A 22,391-nucleotide genomic window follows, 5' to 3' on the forward strand; every position below is an offset into this window, starting at 1 on the left:
GGGGCTGTTGTCAGAACCCGGCGACTATGCCGGAAAGACTTTATGACTGTCCAGTTCTCTGCAATAGCCAGCACGATGACCGATGTTTGCGCAAAATATGTGACCGACAGGTTAAATCCGGTCATTTGCCCTCAAGAAGGGGGGCGTGCTTCTTGTCGCCCGTTTCGTCGCTGATGGCGGTGGGTTGTGGTTTGCGCGCCCGTTTCAGAGCCTAGACGCGGAACGCTTGGACGGCCGTATGCAATTGCCCGCCCAGGTCCAGCAGGTTCTCGCCCTGGGCCCGGCCTTCGCCGATGCGCAGCAGGTTGTCGCCGCCCAACTGGTGGATGCGTTCGCTGTGATCGCGGATTTCGCTCACCGCGCCGCTCTGCTGGGCAGTGACATCGGCGATCCGCACGGCGGTATCGGCGATGGTCTGGATCGCCCCGACGATTTCGTCCAGGGCGCCATCGGCGGCCTGGGCCTGGCCGGCGGTGGCCTCGGCGTGTTCGACCTGGGCGCGCATGCCTTGTACCGATTGCTGGGCGGCGGCCTGGAGGCCGGCGATCAGGGTCTGGATCTCCGCGGTGGCCCCGGCGGTGCGCTGGGCCAGGGAGCGCACTTCTTCGGCGACCACGGCAAAACCGCGGCCCATTTCCCCGGCGCGGGCGGCTTCTATGGCGGCGTTGAGGGCCAGCAGGTTGGTCTGGTCGGCGATGGAGCGGATCACCGTCAGCACGCCGCCGATGGTGGCGGATTCCTGCGCCAGGTGTTCGATCATCTGCGCGTTGCCCTGGACTTCCCCGACAAGGGCGTGCAGCCCGGTGAGGCTCAGGCCTATGACTTTCTGCCCCTGCTGCACGGCGAGGCCAGCACTGCGGCTGGCGTCGGCGGCCTGGCTGGCGTCCCCGGCGACCTGCTGGATGGTGGCTTCCAGTTCGCCCAGGGCATCGCGGATCTGTGCGGTGTCGCCGGCCTGGCGCTCGGCGCCGCTGTGCAGGCCGCTGCTCAGGTCGGCCAGGGCGCGGCTGCTGCCGGCCACTTGTTCGGCGTTCTGGCGGATGGTGCCCACCAGGTCCACCAGGTAGGCCCGCAGGCGGTTCAGGGATTCCTCGATGTCATGCAGTTCGCGGTTGGTCTTGCCCAGCTGGATCGGTCGGCTGAAGTCGCCTTCGGCCCAGGTCGACAGCGCCGGGGCGAGGTTGGTCAGAACCCGGGCCAGCTTGCGCTGCAAGGTGTCGATCACCAGGGCGATCAACAGGATCAGGCCGATCATCAGCCCCTGCATCAGCCGCACTTCGCCCTGGATCTGCCCGTGCTGGGCCCGTACCGCCGGTTCCAGCTCGGCGATGGCCTGGCGCACGGCATTGATCTTCAGCAGGGTTGCGGCGCTCAGGTCGGCGCGCTTCTGGATCTGCTCGCGGGTGCGTTGCAGTTCTGCCGGATAGCGGCTGAGCAGGCTGTTGAGTTCACGCTTGAAGCCTATGCCGGCATCTTCGGCGGCGGCTTTCTCGGTGTTTTCCAGGCCCATCATGGCGGCGAAATCATCGGTGCCCGATTCGCTGCTGGCGGCCACGCCCAATAAAGGCAGGGCTTCGAGCCGATCGGCCTGGGCGCGGATGCTGTTCACTTCCCGTTCCACATCGGCGGCCAGCTCGCTGCGGCCACTGCTCACCAGCTTGTCCCGGGCCAGGGAGAGCTTGCCCAGGTGCTGGGAGGCGGTGAGCAACAAAGGCAGGTAGTTCGCCGCTTCCGCGCTCTTGGCCCCGCTGGCGTACTGGCTGAGCTGCTCCAGGTTGGCGCCCAGCTCGCGTTCGGCCTGCAACAGCAGGGCCTGGGGATCGCCTGCCAGCTTGCCGGCGGCCAGCAGGTCGGTCTTGCTGAAGTCGTCGAGGCTGGCCAGGCTCGGGCGCAGGCTTTGCGCCAGCGGTGGCGGCAGTTCGCCCAACTCGCCCTGCAGGGTTTCCAGGGCCTGGGCCGCACTGCTCAGGCGCAGGGCATCGCCGCTGGCCAGGTAGTCTTCGATATTGCGCGCCACCTGGTTCTGAAACTGCTGGGACAGCCCCAGGTAGCGCTCCATCAATAGATAGGGGCGTTCCAGGGCCCGTTGCGACCACCACAGCGTCGCCCCCAGGGCGAGGCAAACGGCAACGAGCAGCAGGGTATTGAGATTGGTCAGCAGCTTCAGGCGCATCGGGGCTCTACCAACGGCTTAAATGGTAAGCGCCTGAATTTATTGCGTTTGTATTACAAGGTTATGACCGAATCGGTGGATTCGGATGAAAAGATGGCACTTTGACTTGATCGCGCGGCCTGGACCCGATTGCGCCCACCATGCTTGGCCCGGTACAGGGCTTCGTCGGCCTGGCTGGCCATCATCAGGCTGTCGGAATCCTCCTGCATTTCCACCACCCCGGCGCTGAAGGTGCACCACAGGTCCTGGGGCTGGGCCGGGTAGTGGATCTCGGCAAAGCGCTGGCGGATTTCGTCCAGAACCTTGCATGCGGCGTCTTGGTCGGTGTCGGGCATGACAATGGCAAATTCTTCGCCGCCGTAGCGGCCGATGAAGTCGGTCTTGCGCAGGCGCTGTTTGAGAAACAGCGCCAGGCTCTTGATCACCCGGTCGCCCATGGGGTGGCCGTGGCTGTCGTTGACCCGCTTGAAGTGGTCGATATCCAGCATGGCGAAGCTCAGCGGCTTGCCCTCGCGACGGGCGCGGAAACTGCAGTCTTCCAGCAGTTGCAGGATATGGGTGTGGTTGTACAGGCCGGTGAGGCTGTCGCGGACCATCCGCGCCTTGAGGTTGCGCGCCCGGGCCGCGCGGTTGCGCACGGTGGTGATCAGGTGCCGGGGCTTGATCGGCTTGGTGAGGAAGTCGTCGCCGCCTTCGCTCATGGCGTCCAGCTGCTTGTCCAGGTCGTCCTCGGCGGACAGGTAGATGATCGGCACGCTGACGTAGCGGTCGTTGTGGCGGATTACCTTGGCCAGCTCGGTGCCGGTGCAGGCCGGCATGTACATGTCGAGAATGATCAGGTCCGGCTGGAAGTCCGCCAGCTCGGCCATGGCCTGGATCGGTTCGATCAGGGTGCGGGTGACGATCCCGGCACTGTTGAGCAGGCGCTCGGTGTGCAGGGCCTGGGCCCGGGAGTCGTCGATGATCAGCACTTTATAAGGTTCGTACTGGGCGACGCAGGTCAGTACTTCGATTTTTTCCAGCAGGCTGGAGGCTTCCAGGGTGCCGGTGAGGAATTCCTGGCCGCCGGCGCGCACTGCGGCCAGGCGCGTCGGGGTGTCGGTTTCATGCAGGCTGAAGAACAGCAGCGGGAGTTTCTGCTCCAGGCCGACCTGGGCCTCGGCGGCCAGGGTCAGGCCCATGCCGGCACCGCAGAAATCCACATCGATGACGATGGCCGCCGGCAGGCGTTCGACCATGGACGAACGAAAGGCCGGAATGCTGTCCAGGGACTGGGCGCTGAGGCCGAAGAATTCCAACTGCTTGGCCAGGCGCTCGGCCCGGTCGTGGTCCTGCAGCATCACGTAGATCGGCTTGCGCAGGGGCGGCAGGAAGGTCTGTTCCAGTTGGTCGCCGTGGCGCAGCCCGGTGCGCGACAGGCGCTGCATCAGGCGGTTGAGGTCGGTGATCAGGTTGCTGCTGAGGCGGCCACGGTTGGCGTCCACCGCTTCCAGGGACTGGCTGATGCTGCGGGCCAGCTGGGTATGTTCGGGTTGTTCGAAACGTTCGGCGAAGCGCAGCAGGCGCAGGTTGGCCTCGCACAGCTCCGACATGTCGGTGGTCGACCATTCGCTGCGTTGCAGACGCTGCCATATCTCAAGAATCTGACGTGCCTGATGAATTACCCGCTGGGCAAAGTGGTGCTTGAGGCGCTCACGGCTGGGGTCTTCTGGCTCGGTCATATCCTGACTACTAGTTAGGGTGCATGCTGAGATCGACTGGTGGCTCTATGCTAGCACCACTTTTGTGTCCCATGAGTGTCGTACGTCAATAATGTGCAAAGCGACGTTATTCAGTTCCTGACCGACTGGTCGCGTAGGCTCCGGACTGTGCTTCATTTATAGTGGCCAGCTGATTCGCAATCATTGCGCGGCGCGCATTTGCCGGAAGATTTATCCCGTCAAGGCAAGGCACGATGGAGTAGGGTTGTGGTCGAACCGATGAACTCAAGTGATTGAAAGGACATAGCCATGCTGGATTGGAAGAATCGCGCAGGCAGCGCGCCAGATCGTGCTGCCGAACCCAAGTCGGCGACACGCAGCTATTTCGGTGGCCTGCTGTTCAGTCGTGCCCTGGCCACCTTGCTGGGCCTGTATCTGCTGGTCACCGGTGCCCTGGGCTGGTACTGGAGCCAGGAGCCGGCGCTGTTCCCGGTCCAGCAGAACGCCCAGATCGCCGCCGAGAAGGAAGGCCGACAGATGGTGGTGGGCTACACCACCGTGGAAACCCTGAAGACCGTGGTCGGCACCCTGCTGGACAAGCCGGGTGGCTACATTTCCAACGACCGTTTTCCACCGGGGCTGTGGATGGACAACATGCCGAGCTGGGAATACGGCGTGCTGGTCCAGGTCCGCGACCTGACCCGTGCCCTGCGCAAGGACTTCGCCCGTTCCCAGTCGCAGTCCGCCGAAGACGCCGACCTGGCCAAGGCCGAGCCGCGCTTCAACTTCGACAACAAGAGCTGGATCCTGCCGTCCAGCGAATCGGAGTACCAGGAAGGCATCAACTCCCTGAGCCGCTACCAGGCGCGTCTGTCCGATCCGAACCAGAAGACCGCGCAGTTCTATGCCCGCGCCGACAACCTCAACAACTGGCTGGGTGACGTTGGCACGCGCCTGGGCTCGCTGTCCCAGCGCCTGTCGGCCAGCGTCGGCCGGGTCAAGCTCAATACTGCTCTGAAGACCGAAGTGCCGGCCCCGGGCCAGGGCCCGCAGGTTGATGAAGAAGTGGTGGAAACCCCGTGGATGCAGATCGACAACGTGTTCTACGAAGCCCGTGGCCAGGCCTGGGCGCTGTCGCACCTGCTGCGGGCCATCGAGGTGGACTTCGCCGATGTGCTGGCGAAGAAGAACGCCACCGTCAGCGTGCGCCAGATCATTCGCGAACTGGAAGCGTCCCAGGAGCCGGTCTGGAGCCCGATGATTCTCAATGGCAGCGGCTTCGGCGTGCTGGCCAACCACTCGCTGGTGATGGCCAACTATATTTCCCGGGCCAACGCGGCGGTCATCGACTTGCGTCAATTGCTCAATCAAGGCTGATCCATGGTCGCAACCGACAAAGAGGCGGCCCACCGCGCCGCCTCCGATGCAGAACAGATTGCCTGGGTCGATGGCGAAGACCAGTTGCTGGGCGCCATGGTCCGTTCCGAGTTGCGCGAGCGCGGCCTGATCGGGCGTGGCACCTACATCATGCTGTTCAACTCCGCCGGTGAGCTGTGCGTGCACCGGCGAACCCTGAGCAAGGCCATCTACCCGGGCTACTGGGACGTCGCCGCCGGCGGCATGGTCCTGGCCAGCGAGAGCTACGCCGAGTCGGCCGCCCGGGAACTGGAGGAGGAACTGGGGGTGAGCGGGGTGGAGCTGGTCGCCCACGATCATTTCTTCTTCGAGGACACCGGCAACCGCCTCTGGTGCTCGGCGTTCTGTGCGGTGTGGGACGGCCCGCTGCGCCTGCAGCCGGAAGAAGTCCTCGAAGCGCACTTCATGCCACTGGATCAGGTGCTGCGGGAAATTCACGAAAAGCCCTATTGCCCGGACTCCCTGGCTGCCCTGCAGCGCTATCTGGCACGGCGTCGCTAAAGTTGCATAAATTGGCGCTGATTGGCTCTTAGCAACCGGGCTTTTTGCCGTTACACTGCGCGACTTTTCAAGCTGAACCAGGCTGCCCTGGTTCAGTAGCGCTGCCCCTGCCTGAGTGGGGCTTCGCGGTCGATGGCACCGCCATGTGCTTCGACCAGTCTTTGTCCTCCCAAGAGGATTGCCGGTGGCCAAAAAAGCCGCATCCTTCGCCGCCCTTGGTGGCCTGGTATTTTCCACCGACGCAGGTCGACATTGCCCGGACTGTAGCCAGCCGGTAGCCGCCTGTATCTGCAAACAAACCGTGATCCCGGCCGGCGACGGCATTGCCCGCGTGCGCCGCGAAAGCAAGGGCCGTGGCGGCAAGACGGTGACTACCATCACCGGCGTGCCCCTGGCCGAAGATGCCCTCAAGGAGCTGGCCACGACGCTGAAGAAACGCTGTGGCACCGGCGGCGCCCTGAAAGACGGCGTCATCGAAATCCAGGGCGACCATGTCGAGCTACTCTTGGCAGAACTGGTCAAGCACGGTTTCAAGGCGAAGAAGTCCGGCGGCTAGCAGCCTCTGTGAAAACCACCTGTGACTGGACCCTGTCTTGATTCGCTCAGGACACCGGCGTCGTCTCCATGGTTTTCACAGAGCCTGTTCATGAACGGTTTCTAAACTCGGCACGGCGGGCGCGGTCTATTGCGCTTGCAGGCTAATCGTCATTTTCATTCTTTAGACTGCGCCAGCCCTGGAGTGGGGCGGCGCTCTATGACTTCTTTATAGGGGACTTCGATGTCCGTACGACGCACACGTAAAGACGATGGCAGCCAATGGACAGTTGCGGACAGCCGCAGTGTCTACGGGATTCGCCATTGGGGGGCCGGGTATTTCGCGATCAATGACGCCGGTCGCGTCGAAGTTCGTCCGAACGGCCCGAGCAGCTTGCCCATCGATCTGTTCGAGCAGGTCGAGGAGCTGCGCAAGAGCGGCTTGTCCCTGCCGTTGCTGGTGCGCTTCCCGGACATCCTCCAGGACCGCGTGCGCCAGCTGACCGGTGCCTTCGATGCCAACATCGGGCGCCTGGAATACCAGAGCAAGTACACCGCCCTGTACCCGATCAAGGTCAACCAGCAAGAAGCGGTGATCGAGAACATCATCGCCACCCAGAATGTTTCCATCGGCCTGGAAGCCGGCTCCAAGCCGGAGCTGCTGGCGGTACTGGCCCTGGCGCCCAAGGGCGGCACCATTGTCTGCAACGGCTACAAGGACCGCGAATTCATCCGCCTGGCGCTGATGGGCCAGAAGCTGGGCCACAACGTGTTCATCGTCATCGAGAAAGAGTCCGAAGTGGGCCTGGTGATCGAGGAAGCGGCGTCCCTCAAGGTCAAGCCACAGGTGGGCCTGCGGGTGCGCCTGTCGTCCCTGGCTTCGAGCAAGTGGGCCGACACCGGTGGTGAAAAGTCCAAGTTCGGCCTGTCGGCGGCGCAACTGCTGTCGGTGGTGGAGCGTTTCCGCGCCGCCGGCCTGGACCAGGGCATCCGCCTGCTGCACTTCCACATGGGCTCGCAGATCGCCAACCTGGCGGACTACCAGCACGGCTTCAAGGAAGCGATCCGCTACTACGGCGAGCTGCGCAACCTCGGCCTGCCGGTGGACCACATCGACGTCGGCGGCGGCCTGGGTGTGGACTACGACGGCACCCACTCGCGCAACGCCAGTTCGATCAACTACGACATGGACGACTACGCCGGCGTGGTGGTGGGCATGCTCAAGGAATTCTGCGACGCGCAGAGCCTGCCGCACCCGCACATCTTCTCCGAGAGCGGCCGCTCCCTGACCGCCCACCACGCCATGCTGGTGGTGCAGGTCACCGACGTCGAGAAGCACAACGACGACGTGCCGCAGATCGACAACAAGCAGGAGCTGCCGGAAACCGTGCAATGGCTGGTGGACCTGCTGGGCCCGACTGACATTGAAATGGTCACCGAAACCTACTGGCGCGCCACTCACTACATGAGCGACGTGGCGGCCCAGTACGCCGACGGCAAGCTGACCCTGGCCGAGAAAGCCCTGGCCGAGCAGTGCTACTTCGCCGTATGCCGGCGCCTGCACAACTCGCTCAAGGCGCGCCAGCGTTCCCACCGCCAGGTGCTGGACGAACTCAACGACAAGCTGGCCGACAAGTACATCTGCAACTTCTCGGTATTCCAGAGCCTGCCGGACACCTGGGCCATCGGCCAGGTCCTGCCGATCCTGCCGCTGCACCGCCTCGACGAAGAGCCGCTGCGCCGCGCGGTGCTGCAGGACCTGACCTGCGACTCCGACGGCAAGATCAAGCAGTACGTCGACGAGCAGAGCATCGAGACCAGCCTGCCGGTACACGGCCTCAACGAGGGCGAGGACTACCTGCTGGGGATCTTCCTGGTGGGCGCCTACCAGGAAATCCTTGGTGACATGCACAACCTGTTCGGCGACACCGACTCGGTGAACATCTACCAGCGGGCCAATGGCAGCGTGTACCACGCCGGGATCGAGACCCACGACACCATCGAAGACATGCTGCGCTACGTGCACCTGTCGCCGGAGGAGTTGATGACCCACTACCGCGACAAGGTGGCCAGCGCCAAGATCAGCGCGGCCGAGCGTACCCAGTTCCTTGACGCATTGCGCCTGGGCCTGACCCGTTCGTCCTACCTGTCTTCCTGACAGCCCCGGCGAACCCTGGAAACCCACCGCTTGCGGTGGGTTTTTTTTGCCCGCAATTCAGGCTGTACGGCCTGCGGGCACGAGGTTCAGCGAGCCTCGGCGAACCAGCGGTCGCGGCGCTGCAGGTGCCAGGCGAAGGCGCCCAGGGTCAGGCTGCGCAGGAACATGAACAGCAGGAACGTCAGCCACAGGCCGTGGTTGCCCAGGCCTTGCAGCGCCCAGGCAAAAGGCAGCAGCAGGAGCACGGTCAGCAACATGCCGTTGCGCATTTCCCGAGCCCGGGTGGCGCCGATGAACAGGCCGTCCAGCAGGTAGCTCCAGACCGCAATCAACGGCAGTACGGCGAGGTAGGGCAGGTAGGTAAAGGCGGTCTGGCGCACGTCGGGAATATCGGTCTGCATTTCGATGAACAGGTGGCCGCCCAGCAGGAACAGCACGGCGAACCCCAGGCTGGCCAGCAGCGACCAGCCACCGGCTACCACCAGCGAGCGGCGCAGGGCCGGGCGGTCATGGGCGCCGATGGCGTGGCCGCACAGGGCCTCCACTGCGTGGGCCAGGCCATCGAGGGCATGGGCGGTAAGCAGCAGGCCGTTGAGCAGCAGGGCATTGGCCGCCACTGTGGCATCGCCCAGGCGGGCGCCTTGCACGGTGATCAGGAAGAACACCGACTGCAGGGCCAGGCTGCGGATGAAGATGTCACGATTGACCGCCAGCAGCGGGCGCCAGCTCTGCCAGCGGCGCAATGCCGCCCAGGCGATTTGCCCCGGATAGGCCCGCAGGGCCGGCCGGGTCATGGCCAGGCCGACCAGCGCGCCGCTCCATTCGGCGATCACCGAAGCCCGGGCCGAGCCCACCACGCCCCAGTCCAGGCCGAGGACGAACCACAGGTTGAGGGCGATGTTCAGCACGTTGGTGCTGAGCAGGATGGCCAGCGGTGCCCGGGCGTTCTGGGTACCGAGAAACCAGCCCACCAGGGCGAAACTGGCCAGGGCCGCGGGCAGGCCCAGCAGGCGGGTGTGGAAAAAGCTCCGGGTCATCTGGTCCAGCTCCGCCGAGGGCTGCATCAGGTGCAGCGCCGCGCCGCTCAGGGGCACGCCTATGGCGCCCAGCAGCAGCGCCAGCCCCATGGCGAGTATCAAGCCCTGGAGCAGGATCTGCCGCAGCGCCGCCCCGTCGCCGCGCCCGGCGGCCTGGGCGGCGAAGCCGGTGGCGCCCATGCGCAGGAAGCCCATGGCCCAGGCCAGGAAGGTATAGAGGCTGGCACCGACCGCCACGGCGCCCAGCTGGTGGGCGTGGGGCAGGTGGCCGATCACCGTGCTGTCCACCAGCGCTACCAGGGGCACGGAAATGTTCGACAGGATCATCGGCGCGGCCAGGGCCCAGACACGGCGATGGGTGGGGCGGTGACGCCAATCGGAAATCAGGGGGGGCATGCAGGCTCCTTGCGAGAGCGGGCATTGTACCCGGCGCCCGCGGGCGCCGGGGGTTAGTGCGGGGGGATCAGTGGATGATCCAGCTCAGCAGCCAGAGGCCGAGCACCAGCCAGATGATGCCGAGGATGATCGAGGCTCGCATGAAGGCGCGGATCGCCGAGTACAGGAACATCAGGCCGATGATCAGGGCAATGATGCTGACGATCGAGGTGTCCATGCCCAGAGCGCGGGACAGGCCGTCGACAAAGTTGCCCCCGGCGTGGGTCAGGGTATTGAACAACCCGCTGAGCAGGTCGACGATAAAGCGGATCACCGAGCCGATGGCCTGGCCGAGCCATTCGAAGAAACTTTCTACCTGCATGTGCGCGTCCTGATGAAAGATGGGCCGAGTGCCCGAGCTCAAGCTTGGGCCATGAACACCCGTGGCGAGTTCCCTGTTAAGCATAGAAGCTGCCGGGGGTTGCGCATTCTGGAGGAGCCGGCTTGCCGGCGAAAGCGCTCTTGCGTCCCACGCCCATCCCCCGGAAGCTATACGCCTTCAGGAGACCCCGATGAACCTAGAGCAACTGACCCAACGCCTGCACGCCATTCGTGACCGCAACGATTGGCGGCAATTTCACAGCCCGAAGAACCTGGCCATGGCCGCCAGCGTCGAAATGGCCGAGCTGGTGGAAATCTTCCAGTGGCTGAGCGAGGACCAGTCGCGGCAATTGCCAGCAGACAAGCTGGCCCATGCCGGCCAGGAAGTGGGGGATATCGTCCTCTACCTGCTGTTGCTGTGCAGCGAGCTGGGGTTGGACATGGACCAGGTGGTACGCAGCAAGCTGGCGGACAGCGAACGGCGGTTCTGCTCATGAGCGACCGGCATTTCGACCAGTTGGCGACCCGTTTCGCCGAGAAGATCTATGGCGGCGCCAAAGGCGCGATCCGCCTGGCGGTGCTCCAGGCCGATCTCAAGGAAGCGCTGCCCGAGCGGCCACTGCGGGTGCTGGATATCGGCGCCGGGCTGGGGCACATGTCCTTGTGGCTGGCCGAGCGCGGGCACCAGGTCACCCTGGCCGAGCCCGCCGCGCCCATGCTTGAAGGCGCCCGCCAGCGCTTTGCCGACTCCGGGCAGCAGGCCACCTTCATCCAGGCGCCCTGGCAGGAACTGCTGGGGCAACTGACCGAACCCTACGACCTGGTGCTGTGCCACGCGGTGCTGGAATGGCTGGCCGAACCCCACGCGATCCTGCCGGTGCTGCATCAGTTGACCGCCGCTGATGGCTGGCTGTCCCTGGCCTTCTACAACCGCGACGCACTGGTCTACCGCAACCTGCTCAAGGGCCACTTCCGCAAGATGCGCAAGAACGACATGGCCGGCGAGAAACAGAGCCTGACCCCGCAACAGCCCCTTGATCCTCGCGAGCTGGCGGCGCAACTTGAGGGCCTGTGGCGAGTCGAAAGCCAGAGCGGAGTGCGGGTTTTCCACGATTACATGCCGGTGGAGTTCCAGGCCCGTGCCGAGCTGACGGATCTGCTGGAAATGGAGCTGGCTCACCGTCGACACCCAAGTTTCGCCGGGCTTGGGCGTTATCTGCATTGGCTGTGCCGGCCGGTCTAACGGAGTGTGCAATGAAACACCGCCTGGGTCTGATCCTCCTGTGTTCGGGGCTTGCCGCCTGTCAGGGCAGCAACCCCTATGTCGCCAGCTCCAATCCGCTGCCGCCGGCCCCGCCGCAAGCGGCCAACACCTTTGACCGCAGCGCCTACCCGGCGCCGCAACGGGACTATGGCCGCTACCGCAACTGGGCCTGGCTCAATGGCCGCCTGCCCAGCGGTTCGGCCTGGGCCGACTCGGCGCAGATTGCCGAGGCGGTCAGCAATGCCCTGGATCAGCAGGGTTTGCGCCCTGTGCATGACAACCGGCCGGCGGACCTGTGGGTCAGCGCCGACCTGCACCTGGAAAAGCGCCTGCGCCAGGTCCAGGACGACTACGGGTATGGCGGTTACGGCGGCTATAACCGTTATGGCCCGGGCTACGGCATGTACGGCAGCGTGCCGGTGGTGCGCACCTACGAGGTGGAAGTGGTGGTGGTGCGGGTCAATCTGTATGACGGCGCCAGCGGCCAGCCGGTCTGGAGCGCCAGTGCCGAGACCAGCAGCCGCGGCAGCCTCGGCGAGCGGGCCGATGCCTTGCGTGAGGCGGTGCAAAAGGCAATGGCGGCCTATCCTCCCAGTTAGGATCGCCACCGGTTTTTGTCTTCAAGCGGAGAAACAGCATGTTCCATCGAATCGCTCTACTGGTGTGTGCCGCCTTGCTCAGTGCCTGCGCCGCCAACCAGGTCAATCATGACTTCGACGCCAGCCGGGACTTTGGCGCCTACCGCAGTTGGAACTGGAAAGAACCCGCCCTGCAATACCGCCCGGATGATCCACGGATCAAGAGCGACTTGACCGAACAGCGCATTCGCCAGGCGGTGGCCGAGCAACTGGACCAGCGCGGCCTGCGTCCGGCCCAGGGTGGTGCCCGGGCCGACCTGAATGTGCAGACGTACCTGATCGTCGAGGACCGCCAGCAGCAGGTCACCACCAACTATGGCGGCGGTTGGGGCGGCCCGTGGAATGGCTACTGGGGCGGGCCGATGTACAACGAAACCCGCAACATCACCTATAAGGTGGCAACCATCCAGATCGACCTGCTGGACGGCAAGGACGGCAAGCTGGTGTGGCGCGGCAGCGACGAGCAGATGCTCAGCAGCTCGCCCAACCCGGCAGATCGCAGCGCCGCGGTCCGCACCACGGTGACGCGCATCCTGCAGAACTACCCGCCCCACTGAAACCTTCGACCGGGCAGGGCGGCACAGGGTGTGCGGCCCTGCCTGCTGCCGCCAGTCCGGCGCCCCTGCGCCCCGGCCGGCGTCTGCCACGGCCTTTGACTACACTGCTTTCATCGATGGAGATAGCGCTCGGCTGCGAGCCGGTAAAGGAGTGCCCCGATGTCTCCCCTGAAGCGGTTTTCCGGCCCGGCTCGACAACGCGGGGCCATTGGCCTGATGGCGGCGGCGACCCTGGGTCTGGCGCTGTTGCTCATGTTGCTGGTGGTGGACAGCGGTCGGCTCTACATGGAGCAGCGCAAGTTGCAACGGGTCGCGGACAACGCGGCCCTGGAAGCCGTCAGCCGTGGTGGCAATTGCCAGGCCGGCCTGACTGCCGCCACCTATGCCGGACAGAGTGCAGTGCGCAATGGTTTCGTCATCGCCACCGGCAGTACTCTCACCACCACCTGTGGCTCTCTGACCACCGGAGCCAACAGCTTGCGTACCTTCAATGCCAACCCGGCGCAGTCGGCGGCCGTGCGGGTGATCGCCACCAACACCGTACCCATCAGCGTGGCGTCGGGGGTGGGGGCGCTGTTCTCGCCAGGCCCGATCAACCTCACCACTCAGCTCAGCGCCACGGCCGTGGCTGCTGCGCCGACGCCACCGCTGGCGCAACTGAGCATTCGCAGCACCATAGCCACCGTCAACAGCACCAATTCACCGATACTCAATTCCGTGGTGGGCAATATGCTCGGCGGCAGTGTGAACATCAGTGCTGTGGGCTGGAATGGCCTGCTCAACAGCGATATCAATTTACTGCGCTACCTCGATCAACTGGCGATCGACCTGGGCGTCGCCGCCGGCAACTACACCCAGTTGCTCAACACCCAGGCCAGTCTGACCCGGCTGATCCAGACCGCCGCCACCGTGGTCCAGGCCAATGGCGCGACCGCCGACATACTGGCGGCCCTGGGGGCTCTACAAGTAGCGGTGAGTGCCCAGATACCGCAGTTGAAACTGGGGGACATCCTGAAACTGCAGACCGGTGCTGCATCCACCGCGCTGGATGCCAACTTGCAGCTCTTTCAACTGCTGCAAGCGATGATTCAACTGGCCAACAGCAAGAGCGCAGTGGCAGCGGTGATACCGGCCAACCTGCTGGGCCTGGCCAGTGTGACGGTCCGGGTCAAGGTCATTGAGCCGCCTCAGTTCTCCGCTGTCGGTGACCCTCGGCTGGCCATCCTCGATCCGTTGGGGGCCAATCGCATCTACGTGCGCACAGCCCAGGTTCGGACGCTGGTTTCGGTCAACCTCACAGGCCTGTCCGGGGTGACCGGCCTGGCCAACGCCTTGCTGGGGCTGGTGGGCTCGCTGACTCCGACCCTCAACAGTGTCCTGAGCCTGAATCTGGCCGATACCATCAACTCCTTGGGCTGCCTGCTGGGCGCCGGGTGCCAGCAAGTGGATCCGCAAGTGCTGCCTTCTCCGCGAATCGATATCAACCTGGAGCTGGGGGGCGCCAAGGCCTATGTCACCAACTACAGTTGTCCGACGGGTAACACCGGAACCAAAAGCCTCACGGTGCACAGCGAGTCGTCCCTGGCCGACATCAAGGTGGGGCAGATTGATCCCAACACCGCGTTCTCTTCCTCGACGGAACCTGTGGTGACGCCGCTGCCGATCATCGACCTGGGTATCTGGACCTGTCACAAGATTCTGGGGATCGGCAGTTGCGGGCCGGCGCGCACGGCTTTCGCCGCAGGGGGCATCGGCATCAAGGTCGATAGTTCGCTGGGGCTCAGCCAGACCGGACCGAACGTGGGGCGGGATCTGATCTACTCAAGCGGTGCGCCGGATTTTTCCGTACCGCGCAATGTCAACCAGGCGCCGACCTACCAGAACGCCGCCCCGACCAACAACCTCGTCAACAGCCTGTCGGGCACTATTGCCGGGATCAGCCTGCAGGTTTACCAGCCGGTCAGCGCCAACCTCCTTGGCTCGGTGGTGGCAGTAGCGGGAGGAGTGATCAACGGTGTCACCAGCCTGATCATGCCGTTGATCAGCAACCTGCTGAGCCCCCTGCTCGATCCGCTGTTGAACAACTTGCTGACGGCGCTGGGGATCAACCTGATGGACGTGGAAGTGGGGGCCAACCTCACCTGCGGGCAGACCGGCAAGGCCTACCTGGTGATCTGATCCGCCTCGGCGATCGGCAGTTCGATGCAGAAGCGCGCGCCGTCCTGGCTGTTGCTGACGCTCAGGCGGCCCCCCATGTTCTGCACGATGCCATAGCTCACCGACAGCCCGAGCCCGGTGCCGATGCCCACCGGCTTGGTGGTGAAGAACGGCTCGAAGATCCGCTCCAGCAGGCGCGGGTCGATGCCGCCACCATTGTCCTCGACCCACAGGCGTACCCACTGCTCGTCGCGCTGGCCGTACACGGCGATCCAGGGTTTGAAGTCGTGCTGCTTTTCCTGTTTGCCCAGCAGGGCGTCCCGGGCATTGACCAGCAGGTTGATCAATACCTGCTCCAACTGGTCGACAAACCCCAGCACCTGGACCTCGAACCCCAGCTCGCTGATCCGCAACTCCAGACCCTTGCCACGCATGCCTTCAGCCAGCAGCGAGAGGGTGCCTTCGATGGCGTGGGCCGGGTTGAACGGCTGCTGTTCCACTTCCGAGCGTCGGCCGAACACCCGCATGTGGTCCACCACCCGGGCCGCACGCTGGACCTGGGCGTCGATGCGCTTGAGCTTGTCGGTGAGGTAGTCGATCTGCACGTCGCCATTGCCCAGGCGCTTGAGCACGTTGACGATGGCCATGCGCATCACGTTGAGCGGCTGGTTGATCTCGTGGGCAAGCCCGGTGGCCATTTCCCCCAGGGTGGCCATTTTCGCGCTTTGCGTGAGCTGCTGCTGGGCGCGCCGGACTTCGGTGTTGTCGCGGCCCACGGCCTGGATTTCCAGCAGTTGCCCCTGTTCATCGAACACTCCGCGATCCGACCACACCCACCAGGCATGTTCGCGGCCGGGCAATTGCAGGTTGATCTCGGCGGTGCTCACGGGATATTCCGGGCTCAACAGCTTGAGCCGGCGCTCGAAGCCTTCACGCTGTTCGGCGGACAGCCACTGCCCCAGGTTGCTGCCCGGCAGTTCCTCGGGGGCGCATTCCAGGTAGGCTGCCAGCGGCCGGTTGCCAAAGGTCAGGGTCAGGTCCGGGCGATAACGGCAGATCATCGCCGGCGAATCTTCCACCAGGATCCGATAGCGTTCTTCGCTCTGGCGCACCTGCTCGGCGGCCAGGGTTGCCTCGGTGACGTCCAGCCACAGGCCGACGGCTTCCACTGGCAACCCCAGGTCGTCGCGCAGCAGCTTGGCTTCGTCCAGCACCCAGTGGTATGCCCCATGGCGATCGCGCAGCCGATAGCGGGTATGCACACTGCCTTCGCGCAGCAACTGGCGGCAGCGCTGGAAATACAGGTCGCGGTCGTCGGGGTGCACCCACTCCGCCAGGGGCTGCGCCGTGCAGTCCGCCAGGCTCCAGCCCAGCAGGGGTTGCAGGCTGGCGCTGAAAAAGCTCGGCTGCAAGGCACCTTCCTGGTAACGCTGGACGTAGATCACCGCCGGTGAACTGGCGATCAGGTTGTCCAGCCGGGCATGGGCGGCGGCGGCTTGCTGCTGTTGGTTCTTGATGTCGCTGATGTCCAGCATGAAACCCACCAGGCGTTGGCTTTCTCCTCGGCCCAGGGCCTGGCCCTGCAAGCGATACCAGCGCTGGGGGGCACTGGGGGCGGGCTCGTGCAGGCGCACATTGAGCAGTAGCGGCTTGCCCAGTTTCAGTTCCTGCAGGCGGCTGCTGAGTTCGCCGCGGTCGGCGGGATGAATCAGTTCCAGCCAGGTCTGCACGCTCAGGCGGGCGCCTTCCTCGGGCAGGTGCAGGCTGGCGGCCAGGCGGCTGGCCAGCAGTATTTCGGCGGTGTCCGGGCATAGCTCCCACCAGCCGGCGCCCAGCAGCCCTTGGAGGGCCTCCAGGCGTTCCAGGTGCAGGTGATGGCGATGCTCTCGCAGGCGACTGAGCAAGGGCCCGGCGAGGGCTGCGGCGAGCATCAGCCAGTCGCGATCCAGCAGGTACGGGGCATGCTGCTGGACCGCGTAGCAGCCGCACAAGAGCCAGGCGGCGACGCCGTGATCATCCCGGTACGGCACCAGGAAGCCTTCGCGATGGCCGAAGATGCCTTGCAGTCGCGGGTGTTCGTTGAGGCCCTGGATCTGGTTCAGGTGCTGCGGGGTGTTGCCGCTCAGGCTGTCCAGGCCGGCCCCCAGGGCCTGGCCTTCCTGCCACAGGCGCGGGGCGTCATGGGCGCTGTAGCAGCTGTGGATCACCCAGCCCTGCTCCTGCTCGTCGAGCAGGGCCAGGCCGAGACAGGGAATGTGCCAATAGCGGGCCAGGTCGGTGAGTTGGTCGTGGAGCACGTCCGGCAGGCGGGTCAGGTTGCACAGGCGCAACTGTTCGCTGGCCTGGGCGGCAAACACCCGGCACTGCTCGCGCCCCAGGGCCTGTTGCCGCTGCTGGACCAGGTCGCCGATATCCAGCAGTTGCAGGTGCCATTCCTGCCCACAGCACTGGACCCAGCCGCGCAGGTGCAGGGGCTGGCCGCCGGCGCCGCGCAGGTCCAGGTCCAGCACCTGGCCGCTCCAGTCGGCAGGGCCGCCCTCAAGGGCCAGGATGCTGCCGGGCAATACGTAGGCCAGCAGGTGCGGTGGCTCCCGGGAGGGGGGCAGCTGGATCAGGCTGTGGCGCAGCGGGCCGTGGCTGGTGAGGATGCGCCCCTGTTGATCGAGCACCAGTTGCAGGCCCACCGCCTGGGGCGGCAGCGGGCTGTGCGGCGGGGCGGCGGGAAGCGCCTGGCGGCCCAGTAGACGTCCGAGCAGCTTGTCGCCAGAGGTCAAAATTGCAGACTCGAGCTAGCGGTCAGGGTGGTGGGCAGGCTGGGTACCGGGCCGATTCCTGGCAGCACCAGCCGCGGCAGCACCTGGTTCAGCTTGCTGGTGGGGTAGTTCACCGAGACCGTCAGCACCCCGGCGCTGTACACCGCGCTGTAGTCGGTGGCGGCGAAGTTGAAGGGCGGGGGAATCCACTGGGTCTGGGTCTGCACCACGCTGTTGGCGAGGTTCTGCACCGTGGTGGCGTAGTTCGGGGTATTGGGGTCGACCATCACCGCGCGCCGCACCGCTTCGGCAGTGGCCTGGTGGAACGACTGCATCATCAGCAGCGGCAGGCTGTAGCTGACAAGACCGTAGAACACCGCGAAAAAGATCACGAACACCGCGGCGAATTCGATCGCCACAGCGCCTTTCTGCTTTCTAGGGAGGCCCGGTTTCATGAGTGCGTCTACCCTGACAACCACTATGTCCATTGAGCATAGGACCATTCCGGCAAAAGGGACCGTTCTGGCTGATGCATTTCTGGGTTTTGTGGGTCTGGTTGGCAATCTGTGCGCTGCAGGATTTGCGTCAGCGGCATATTGCCAATGGCTTGACTCTTGGCGCCGCGCTCTTGGCGACGGTCTACCTGCTGTGGAGCGGCACGACCTGGCTGGGGGCCGGCGCGAGCCAGGGCGGTTGGGCGTTGTTGCTGGCGTTGCTGTTCACCTTGCCCGGCTACGCCAGCGGACGAATGGGCGCCGGCGACGTCAAGTTGATGGCGGCCCTGGGGCTGGCCTCCGGCCCCCTGTATCTGCTGGGGACGTTCATCGCCGCCGGTCTGTGCAGCCTGCTCTGGCTGCTTGTGCTCAGGCTCTGGCCCCAGCAGAAACAAGCACTTGATACCCCCGTGGCAGGGCGCGCTGGGAGGGGGTCAAAAAAATACCCTTTTGCCCCCTTTGTCCTGGCTGGAATGGTCTTAACTGTGAGCGTGATCCACTAGTCGCCGGACCCATTAATGCTATGTACATAGTCGGAAAGTAGGTCTAGGTTTTAAGTCGTGGCTGCCCGGATCATGCGTGGCAGCACAGGAGTGGCCAATCGGCGATTGGCCCGCACGGAGTAGCACGTGAACAAGCTCACCTCACAGATGAAGGTGCTCGTGGTCGACGATCAGCCCCTGATTGTCGAAGAGCTTTGCGAGTTCCTCGAAAGCAGCGGTTACCGTTGTGTCCCTTGCCAATCCAGCCGCCAGGCGCTGGAGTGCTTCAACAGGGACCCGGAAATTTCCCTGGTGCTCTGCGATCTGCACATGCCCGATATGGACGGCATTCAGCTGGTCCAGGAACTGCAACGGATGGCCGGCAAGCAGCGGGTGTTCGAAGCCATCATGCTCACCGGGCAGTCCGACAAGCAGGACGTGATCAAGGCCCTGCGCGCCGGCATCGCCGACTACTACCAGAAGCCCATCGACCTGGACGAACTCCTCGAAGGCCTGCAGCGTCAGGAGGTCGCCTTGCAGGAACGGCAGAAGAACCTGCACCTGGGGCACCTCAACCAGAAGCTGCAGTTTCTCTCCGAATCCATCGATGACCTGTACCAGGACCTGGACAAGGTCCGGCGCAGCCCGGCTACCAGCCGCAGCGAAGAGCCCCGGGGCGAAGGCGCCGGCGAAGGGGATGCCATCGAGATCCCGGCCATCTTCAACCAGCTGTCGCCGCGGCAACTGGATGTGGCCCGACTGGTGGGCAAGGGCCAGACCAACTACCAGATTGCCTGCGAGCTGGGGATCACCGAAAACACCGTCAAGCTGTATGTCTCCCAGGTACTGCGCCTGACCCACATGCATAACCGCACACAGCTGGCCCTGGCCCTTTCACCGAGCAATTCCGGGCTGCGCCAGCGGGTGACTGCCCACTGAGCCTGCGGCGGCGAGCCGTTCGCCGCCGGTTGCGGGCTTTCTCCTACTTGGTTTCCACCTTGCCGCCGGCGTCCGGGTCGTACAGGTCCGGGATCTCGTATTTGTATTTCTTCAGCCAGCGCTGCAGCGCCAGTTCGCGTTCGGTGGGCGTGGCCGTCTGAGGCTGGGGCGAGGACGCCAGGTTGCGGTTCTGCAACAGTAGCCAGGCTTCGGTTTCCTGTTGCTGGGGCGAAGCAGGGCCGGCCTCGATGGCCTGGGCCGCCAGGGGCAGCGCCAGCAGGGCAGTGCAATAGAACATCGGCAGTTTCATCATCAGCGCTCCTTGGCGGGTGCGGCGTCTGGCTGCAAGGTGGTAGCGCCACTGGCGACCTGGGTCACCTTGGCGCGCGGGGCGGTCGGGGCCTTGAGCTCTTCGGCGCGGGCCTGGGCCTGGGCGAACTGCTGCGGGTTCAGGCTTGCCTGGCTGACCACTTGCGCGGCCTGCTGCCAGTTGTCCTGGTAGAGCAACAGGGTCACCAGGTTGATGGCCGCCAGGGGCTCGGACTGCTTGAGCTCAATGGCGGTGAGGAACTCGAAGCGCGCATCCTCGATGCGCAACTGGTTGAGGTAGACCACCCCCAGGTCATTGCGGATTCTTTCATTGGTCGGCGCCAGGCGCGCGGCCCGTTGCAGGTGCGCCTGGGCCTGGCCGTTGTCGCCCCTGGCCGCCGCCAACTGCCCCAGGCCGTGCTCGCCTTCGGCGGCCAGGCACGAGCCCAGCAGGCTGCGGTACAAGGGTTCGGCCTCACTGCGGCCCAGCAACCGATAGACTCGCGCCTTGCGTACGCGCACCTCGGCGAGGTTGTCCGGCAGGTTCTGCAGGTTGGCCAGGCTGGCGTGCAGCTTGCCATCGGTGGCCATTTCGTCGGCGAGGTTCACTGCCAGTTCCTGCTCGGAGCTGAGCTTGGCGCAACTGCTGGAGTTGGTCAGGGCCGCCCAGGGCGTCTGGCCGTTGCTGGCGCACCCTCCGAGCAGCAACAGGCTGGCAACGACAATCATGGTTTTCATCAGGTTCCCTCTTAGGAAGCGAAGGCCCGGGCGATGGCGGTGAAGCCTGGCCCGGCCAGCACGATCAACAGGGCGGGGAAGAGAAACAGCATCATCACCACCGACATTTTTGCGGACATTTTCGAGATGTATTCCTGCAGGCGGGTCAGGCGCCGGTCGTCCAGCAGTTGCTTGAGCGCCTGCAGCGATTTCATTGCCCCGCCGCCCTGCAGGATCAGTTGCTGGAGAATCACGCAGGTGTCGGTCAACTCGTCCACCGCCAGCAGGGTGGCGGTCTGGTTGAGTTCATGGCCCAGCTCCAGCCCCGAGTCGACACGGGCCAGGATCAGGCGCAGTTCCTGGGTCAGTTCCGGCAGCAGCTTTTGCGCTTCGCTGCTCAGTACGCGCAACGCCTGTTCCACTGCCATGCCCGACTCGAACAGGATGCGCAGCAGGGGAATGAAGGTCGAGATCTCCAGGGCGATGTGCTTCTGCCGGCGCTTGGCGGCGTAGGCCAGCGCGCGCTTGGGTAGCAGGTAGCCGGCACCGAGTGCCAGCATGGGTACCAGCCACTTGCTCTGGGCCTGGGGAAAGGCCACTTCCTGGATGAAGATCACCAGGCACACGGCCAGCACCGGCGTGGCGATCTGGCTGGCGGCGAACAGTGAGCGCTCTCTGGCGCGGCGCCAGCCCAGACGGTTGAGCAGGGTCTGGGTTTCACTGTCCATGCTCACCGCGCGCTGCCCGAAGCGGCTGTCGCCCAGCAGTCGCAGCCAGTTGCCCAGGCGGCTGTCGCGGGTCATGTTGCCCTGCAAGCGCTGGGCGATCTGGCGCTCGCGCCGGCGCTGTTCCAGCACACCGTTGCCAAGCAGCAGCAACGCTCCGAGAAACATCAGTACAGCGGCCAGAACCAGCATTTCAGATGCTCCTCAACATGCGCCAAAGGGCCAGGCAGCCGAAGATCTGCAGGCACACCGCGGTGATCAGCATTTTCTGCCCCGCGGAGTCGTGCCACATGCCCAGCATGTAGCCCGGGTTGGTCAGCATGAAGTAGCCCACCAGCAACAGCGGCAGGGTCCCCAGGACCCAGGCGGTCATGCGGGTTTCCCCGGTCATCGCGCTCAGTTGCCGCGCCCCTTGCTCGCGCTCGCGGATCAGCTTGATCAGGTTTTCCAGCAACTCGCTGGCGTTGCCGCCGTAGCGATGATTGACCTTCAGGCCCAGGGCGAACATGCGCAGTTCGTCCTGCTCGTAGAACTCGGCAAAATCGCTGACCGCGTCCGGCAGGTTGACCCCCAGTTGCACGTTGCGCTGGATGCGGCCCATGGCGTTCTTCAGCGGGTCGTTGCTGGCCTCGATGGCACCCAGCACGGCGTCCGCCAGGGTGCGCCCGGACTTCAGGCTGCGCACGCTGTGATCGAGCAAGGCCGGCAGTTGTTCGATCATGCGCTTGAGCCGGCGCTGATACAGCCAGGCGATATACAGCCGCAGCAGCAGGGGTGGCAGGAGGATGCCGCCCAACAGGCCGAGCCAGCTCGCCAGCACATAGCCCAGCAGCATCAGCACCACCCACACCGCCAGCCACAGGCCCAGGCGCTCGCTGGGCTGGCCCAGGCCGGCCCGGGCGAACGCGCGCTCCAGGCCACCCCAGGAGGTGCGTTGCGGCGTCAGGTCGGGCTGCCCTTCGGCCAGGCGGTTGAGCACTCGTTCTCGCTCGGTCTTGCGCACGCCGTGGTAGAACAGCCAGCCGGAAAGCCCCAGCAGAAGCAGGCAGATCAAGGTAAACAGCAGACCGATCATGGGCCA

The 22,391-nt window shown here is 64.8% G+C and carries 21 protein-coding genes; 11 read left to right on the forward strand and 10 right to left on the reverse strand.

All coding sequences use genetic code 11. The annotated features are described in order from the left end of the window. Positions 1–211: 211 nt before the first annotated feature. Positions 212–2,173, reverse strand: a complete 1,962-nt coding sequence (locus tag A9971_RS13915; RefSeq protein ID WP_152685917.1) for a methyl-accepting chemotaxis protein — start codon at positions 2,171–2,173, stop codon at positions 212–214. 53 nt (positions 2,174–2,226) lie between these two features. Further along, the gene (gene gcbA / locus A9971_RS13920; protein ID WP_015634000.1) at positions 2,227–3,894 is read right to left on the reverse strand and encodes a diguanylate cyclase GcbA; all 1,668 of its coding nucleotides are present in this window, start codon (positions 3,892–3,894) and stop codon (positions 2,227–2,229) included. A gap of 288 nt (positions 3,895–4,182) precedes the next feature. Here gcbA and A9971_RS13925 point away from each other — a divergent pair, with 288 nt between their 5' ends. The 4 genes from A9971_RS13925 to speA all read left to right on the forward strand — a co-directional run bounded on the left by A9971_RS13925 (position 4,183) and on the right by speA (position 8,482). After that, entirely contained in the window at positions 4,183–5,250 is a 1,068-nt protein-coding gene (locus tag A9971_RS13925) for a DUF2333 family protein (RefSeq protein WP_011059045.1), read from the forward strand. Positions 5,251–5,253: 3 nt separating this feature from the next. Beyond that, positions 5,254–5,790, forward strand: coding sequence for an NUDIX hydrolase (locus tag A9971_RS13930; RefSeq protein ID WP_011059046.1), 537 nt, complete (start codon positions 5,254–5,256; stop codon positions 5,788–5,790). A 184-nt stretch (positions 5,791–5,974) separates the two neighbouring features. After that, positions 5,975–6,346 (forward strand): translation initiation factor Sui1, encoded by a 372-nt coding sequence (locus A9971_RS13935; RefSeq protein ID WP_015634001.1) that lies wholly within the window; start codon positions 5,975–5,977, stop codon positions 6,344–6,346. 222 nt (positions 6,347–6,568) lie between these two features. Further along, positions 6,569–8,482 carry an arginine decarboxylase gene (gene speA / locus A9971_RS13940; RefSeq protein WP_011059048.1) on the forward strand — a complete coding sequence of 638 codons (1,914 nt, stop codon included), beginning with the start codon at positions 6,569–6,571 and terminating at the stop codon, positions 8,480–8,482. 86 nt (positions 8,483–8,568) lie between these two features. On the opposite strand, the gene A9971_RS13945 is transcribed toward speA, so the two are convergent. Further along, on the reverse strand, positions 8,569–9,915 hold the full coding sequence (locus A9971_RS13945) for an MATE family efflux transporter (RefSeq protein ID WP_011059049.1): 1,347 nt from the start codon (positions 9,913–9,915) through the stop codon (positions 8,569–8,571). 67 nt (positions 9,916–9,982) lie between these two features. After that, positions 9,983–10,276, reverse strand: coding sequence for a hypothetical protein (locus A9971_RS13950; protein ID WP_011059050.1), 294 nt, complete (start codon positions 10,274–10,276; stop codon positions 9,983–9,985). A gap of 190 nt (positions 10,277–10,466) precedes the next feature. On the opposite strand from A9971_RS13950, the gene A9971_RS13955 reads away from it, so the two are divergent. The 5 genes from A9971_RS13955 (at position 10,467) to A9971_RS13975 (ending at position 14,912) form a co-directional block, all read left to right on the forward strand. Beyond that, on the forward strand, positions 10,467–10,772 hold the full coding sequence (locus A9971_RS13955) for a MazG-like family protein (RefSeq protein ID WP_011059051.1): 306 nt from the start codon (positions 10,467–10,469) through the stop codon (positions 10,770–10,772). Beyond that, positions 10,769–11,518: a methyltransferase domain-containing protein gene (locus tag A9971_RS13960; protein WP_183000718.1), complete on the forward strand. Its 750-nt coding sequence runs from the start codon at positions 10,769–10,771 to the stop codon at positions 11,516–11,518. The genes A9971_RS13955 and A9971_RS13960 overlap by 4 nt, the downstream gene beginning before the upstream one ends. A gap of 11 nt (positions 11,519–11,529) precedes the next feature. Then, positions 11,530–12,138: a DUF4136 domain-containing protein gene (locus tag A9971_RS13965; RefSeq protein ID WP_019095460.1), complete on the forward strand. Its 609-nt coding sequence runs from the start codon at positions 11,530–11,532 to the stop codon at positions 12,136–12,138. 38 nt (positions 12,139–12,176) lie between these two features. Next, the gene (locus A9971_RS13970; protein ID WP_041115732.1) at positions 12,177–12,734 is read left to right on the forward strand and encodes a DUF4136 domain-containing protein; all 558 of its coding nucleotides are present in this window, start codon (positions 12,177–12,179) and stop codon (positions 12,732–12,734) included. Positions 12,735–12,893: 159 nt separating this feature from the next. Beyond that, complete coding sequence (locus A9971_RS13975) at positions 12,894–14,912, forward strand: pilus assembly protein TadG-related protein (RefSeq protein WP_183000719.1); 2,019 nt, start codon at positions 12,894–12,896, stop codon at positions 14,910–14,912. Here A9971_RS13975 and A9971_RS13980 read toward each other — a convergent pair. Both A9971_RS13980 and A9971_RS13985 read right to left on the reverse strand, forming a co-directional pair. Further along, the gene (locus A9971_RS13980; RefSeq protein WP_183000720.1) at positions 14,897–17,665 is read right to left on the reverse strand and encodes a PAS domain-containing sensor histidine kinase; all 2,769 of its coding nucleotides are present in this window, start codon (positions 17,663–17,665) and stop codon (positions 14,897–14,899) included. The two genes, A9971_RS13975 and A9971_RS13980, sit on opposite strands and share 16 nt — an antisense overlap. After that, positions 17,662–18,099: a TadE/TadG family type IV pilus assembly protein gene (locus tag A9971_RS13985; RefSeq protein ID WP_011059057.1), complete on the reverse strand. Its 438-nt coding sequence runs from the start codon at positions 18,097–18,099 to the stop codon at positions 17,662–17,664. Before A9971_RS13985 ends, A9971_RS13980 begins: the two co-directional genes overlap by 4 nt. A 74-nt stretch (positions 18,100–18,173) precedes the next feature. On the opposite strand from A9971_RS13985, the gene A9971_RS13990 reads away from it, so the two are divergent. Together A9971_RS13990 and A9971_RS13995 are read left to right on the forward strand one after the other, a co-directional pair. Next, the gene (locus tag A9971_RS13990; RefSeq protein WP_072443991.1) at positions 18,174–18,641 is read left to right on the forward strand and encodes a prepilin peptidase; all 468 of its coding nucleotides are present in this window, start codon (positions 18,174–18,176) and stop codon (positions 18,639–18,641) included. 126 nt (positions 18,642–18,767) lie between these two features. After that, complete coding sequence (locus tag A9971_RS13995) at positions 18,768–19,559, forward strand: response regulator transcription factor (protein ID WP_011059059.1); 792 nt, start codon at positions 18,768–18,770, stop codon at positions 19,557–19,559. A gap of 43 nt (positions 19,560–19,602) precedes the next feature. Here the strand turns inward: A9971_RS13995 and A9971_RS14000 are convergent, their stop codons facing one another. The 4 genes from A9971_RS14000 to A9971_RS14015 are packed head-to-tail and all read right to left on the reverse strand — an operon-like array spanning position 19,603 to position 22,385. Continuing rightward, complete coding sequence (locus tag A9971_RS14000; RefSeq protein WP_015634009.1) at positions 19,603–19,872, reverse strand: DUF3613 domain-containing protein; 270 nt, start codon at positions 19,870–19,872, stop codon at positions 19,603–19,605. Next, entirely contained in the window at positions 19,872–20,606 is a 735-nt protein-coding gene (locus A9971_RS14005; RefSeq protein WP_015634010.1) for a tetratricopeptide repeat protein, read from the reverse strand. Before A9971_RS14005 ends, A9971_RS14000 begins: the two co-directional genes overlap by 1 nt. A gap of 11 nt (positions 20,607–20,617) precedes the next feature. Then, complete coding sequence (locus A9971_RS14010) at positions 20,618–21,502, reverse strand: type II secretion system F family protein (protein ID WP_077933289.1); 885 nt, start codon at positions 21,500–21,502, stop codon at positions 20,618–20,620. A gap of 1 nt (position 21,503) precedes the next feature. Next, a complete protein-coding gene (locus A9971_RS14015) occupies positions 21,504–22,385 on the reverse strand; it encodes a type II secretion system F family protein (protein WP_041115745.1) in 882 nt (293 codons plus the stop codon). Between the last annotated feature and the right edge of the window lie 6 nt (positions 22,386–22,391).

It is taken from the genome of Pseudomonas sp. UME65 (genome assembly GCF_014170225.1).
Classification (GTDB): Bacteria; Pseudomonadota; Gammaproteobacteria; order Pseudomonadales; family Pseudomonadaceae; genus Aquipseudomonas; species Aquipseudomonas protegens.

Excerpts from the sequence above, each read along its gene's own strand:
- A9971_RS14010 (WP_077933289.1), bottom strand. The coding sequence starts at position 21,502 with ATGCTGGTTCTGGCCGCTGTACTGATGTTTCTCGGAGCGTTGCTGCTG.
- A9971_RS13925 (WP_011059045.1), top strand. The coding sequence starts at position 4,183 with ATGCTGGATTGGAAGAATCGCGCAGGCAGCGCGCCAGATCGTGCTGCC.
- gcbA (WP_015634000.1), bottom strand. The coding sequence starts at position 3,894 with ATGACCGAGCCAGAAGACCCCAGCCGTGAGCGCCTCAAGCACCACTTT.
- A9971_RS14005 (WP_015634010.1), bottom strand. The coding sequence starts at position 20,606 with ATGAAAACCATGATTGTCGTTGCCAGCCTGTTGCTGCTCGGAGGGTGC.
- A9971_RS13945 (WP_011059049.1), bottom strand. The coding sequence starts at position 9,915 with ATGCCCCCCCTGATTTCCGATTGGCGTCACCGCCCCACCCATCGCCGT.
- A9971_RS13930 (WP_011059046.1), top strand. The coding sequence starts at position 5,254 with ATGGTCGCAACCGACAAAGAGGCGGCCCACCGCGCCGCCTCCGATGCA.
- A9971_RS13970 (WP_041115732.1), top strand. The coding sequence starts at position 12,177 with ATGTTCCATCGAATCGCTCTACTGGTGTGTGCCGCCTTGCTCAGTGCC.
- A9971_RS13975 (WP_183000719.1), top strand. The coding sequence starts at position 12,894 with ATGTCTCCCCTGAAGCGGTTTTCCGGCCCGGCTCGACAACGCGGGGCC.
- speA (WP_011059048.1), top strand. The coding sequence starts at position 6,569 with ATGTCCGTACGACGCACACGTAAAGACGATGGCAGCCAATGGACAGTT.
- A9971_RS13960 (WP_183000718.1), top strand. The coding sequence starts at position 10,769 with ATGAGCGACCGGCATTTCGACCAGTTGGCGACCCGTTTCGCCGAGAAG.
- A9971_RS13950 (WP_011059050.1), bottom strand. The coding sequence starts at position 10,276 with ATGCAGGTAGAAAGTTTCTTCGAATGGCTCGGCCAGGCCATCGGCTCG.
- A9971_RS14000 (WP_015634009.1), bottom strand. The coding sequence starts at position 19,872 with ATGATGAAACTGCCGATGTTCTATTGCACTGCCCTGCTGGCGCTGCCC.
- A9971_RS13990 (WP_072443991.1), top strand. The coding sequence starts at position 18,174 with ATGCATTTCTGGGTTTTGTGGGTCTGGTTGGCAATCTGTGCGCTGCAG.
- A9971_RS13985 (WP_011059057.1), bottom strand. The coding sequence starts at position 18,099 with ATGAAACCGGGCCTCCCTAGAAAGCAGAAAGGCGCTGTGGCGATCGAA.
- A9971_RS14015 (WP_041115745.1), bottom strand. The coding sequence starts at position 22,385 with ATGATCGGTCTGCTGTTTACCTTGATCTGCCTGCTTCTGCTGGGGCTT.
- A9971_RS13965 (WP_019095460.1), top strand. The coding sequence starts at position 11,530 with ATGAAACACCGCCTGGGTCTGATCCTCCTGTGTTCGGGGCTTGCCGCC.
- A9971_RS13915 (WP_152685917.1), bottom strand. The coding sequence starts at position 2,173 with ATGCGCCTGAAGCTGCTGACCAATCTCAATACCCTGCTGCTCGTTGCC.
- A9971_RS13955 (WP_011059051.1), top strand. The coding sequence starts at position 10,467 with ATGAACCTAGAGCAACTGACCCAACGCCTGCACGCCATTCGTGACCGC.